The sequence below is a fragment of the Coprococcus sp. AM11-30B genome, assembly GCF_027674365.1.
GTDB classification, from domain to species: domain Bacteria; phylum Bacillota; class Clostridia; order Lachnospirales; family Lachnospiraceae; genus Allocoprococcus; species Allocoprococcus comes.
Genome location: NZ_JAQDVB010000055.1, coordinates 1 through 1,719 on the forward strand (window position 1 = coordinate 1; position 1,719 = coordinate 1,719).

Sequence of the window (1,719 nt, forward strand, 5' to 3'; positions counted from 1 at the left end):
ACTTAAATGAAAAACTAAATTCCAGCTGTGGATTATCTCAGTAACTATGCGGGATTAAATTCTGTAATGCACCTTAACAATTCTATTTTTTTGTCTTATAATAAACCTGTAAGCACTCATGATTTATGTTTTTATGCATACTAACCGGGCATCTGAAAATAGTGTGCGAGACTAAATTCCACATGCCTTATGTGCAAGACTAAATTCTGGTGCAGTGAAATCTGCCTGTGCTTTACTATTTTATTTTATAAGTTTTGGACTAAGCATAACATCATCAGGTGCGATTGCCTTTAATCCTAATGCTTTGTGCAATTTGTTGTCCAAGAGTAAAAGAGAGAGTTCATATGGGCTATGTCCATTAAGACTGTCTCTTTTTTCGTTGTTTATGTGATTCATCATAAGTCTGACTTTCTCGTCATTTAAGTCAGCGAATGAACTCCCTTTCGGACGGATGTAGCGGATATACTCGTGGTTCTTTTCGCAGGCACCTTTTTGCCAAAAGCTGTATGGATCACAGTAAAAGACAGTCGTGCTTTTACTTCCGTCACAGAATTCCTCCATCTCTTCACGAGCTGAGAATTCTGAACCTCCATCCGTGAGGATCACCGGAAAAAGCTTTTTGAATGCATCCTGTCCTAACACTGTTTCAAGCCATACAAAGACCTCTAACACGCATTCCTGGTCTTGATATTCCAACAGGAACATAAGCATAAGATTGCAGTTGCGGAATGTAAAGGTCAAGAGGGCGCAGCTTTCGCCTTTCATTCCTTCCACGCAGTCCATTTCCACAACATTTATATCTGGATGATCTTTCATATAATTCTGGAAATTTTCGTAGTTATGACCTTGACGATAAGAACGATCTTTTGTACTGGTCTGTGTAGGTTTCTTGCGTTTCTTATAACGTACAGAACGCCTTAAGTCACCATTGCGGACATCGAATACACAATCATTGATGTAGGAGTAAAGTGTTCTTCTGGAGCAACCCAATTCTTCTGCATGAGTAGCATAAATATGACCGATGGACTGATGCTTCTCCTTGATCAATGGAACCAATAAATCATTCATGGATTGAATGCTTTCCGGAGTCTGGTTAATGCCGACTCTGCAATCGACTAGCACGCTACGGTACTCATCATGGGCATATTTGGATGAATAAAACTTTCTGGGCATAAGACAATGGGTCTTTTTACCACAGCCATTACATACGTAGGGTGGTTTATTCAGTTTCTCACATTCAGCTGTCTCATATGCGGGACATATATCAGTGCAGCGAAAGGATGGTTTTCTGCAAAGCTTACAATGAATGCCACACATCTTATCACACAAGCATGTCACCTTACAGTTCTTACGATGAATACATGGCGGGTGAGTGTAACCTGAATCCGGACGTTCTTTTGTATGTGCGTGGAGACGTACTTCCTTTGATATAGTAGATGGATTTTTACCAATAATTCGTCCAATTTCAGTGAAGCTTTTATTCTCAGTAAGACCTTTCTCGATATCAACACGCTGTTCAAATGTTAAATGTTTCTGATTGCCTTTATTTTTCATAATTATCTCCAATCTGCACAGGCAGGCAATCAGCTGCAAGTACATTATACGGAGTAATGATTATCAAAGACAATATGGCAAATATGTGTGCAAAAGTAACTTCGACCTATATGGAATTTACTCTTGCATTTGGTCCAAAACCGGAATTTAGTTTTTCATTTAAGT

The 1,719-nt window shown here is 39.1% G+C and carries 1 protein-coding gene; it reads right to left on the bottom strand.

Annotated elements, in window-relative coordinates:
• Positions 1-240: 240 nt before the first annotated feature.
• Positions 241-1,554: an IS30 family transposase gene (locus tag PGU50_RS17895; RefSeq protein ID WP_442872537.1), complete on the bottom strand. Its 1,314-nt coding sequence runs from the start codon at positions 1,552-1,554 to the stop codon at positions 241-243.
• Positions 1,555-1,719: the final 165 nt, after the last annotated feature.

Bases quoted from the DNA above. Each gene is read 5' to 3' on its own strand.
- PGU50_RS17895 (WP_442872537.1), bottom strand. From the start codon at position 1,554: ATGAAAAATAAAGGCAATCAGAAACATTTAACATTTGAACAGCGTGTT.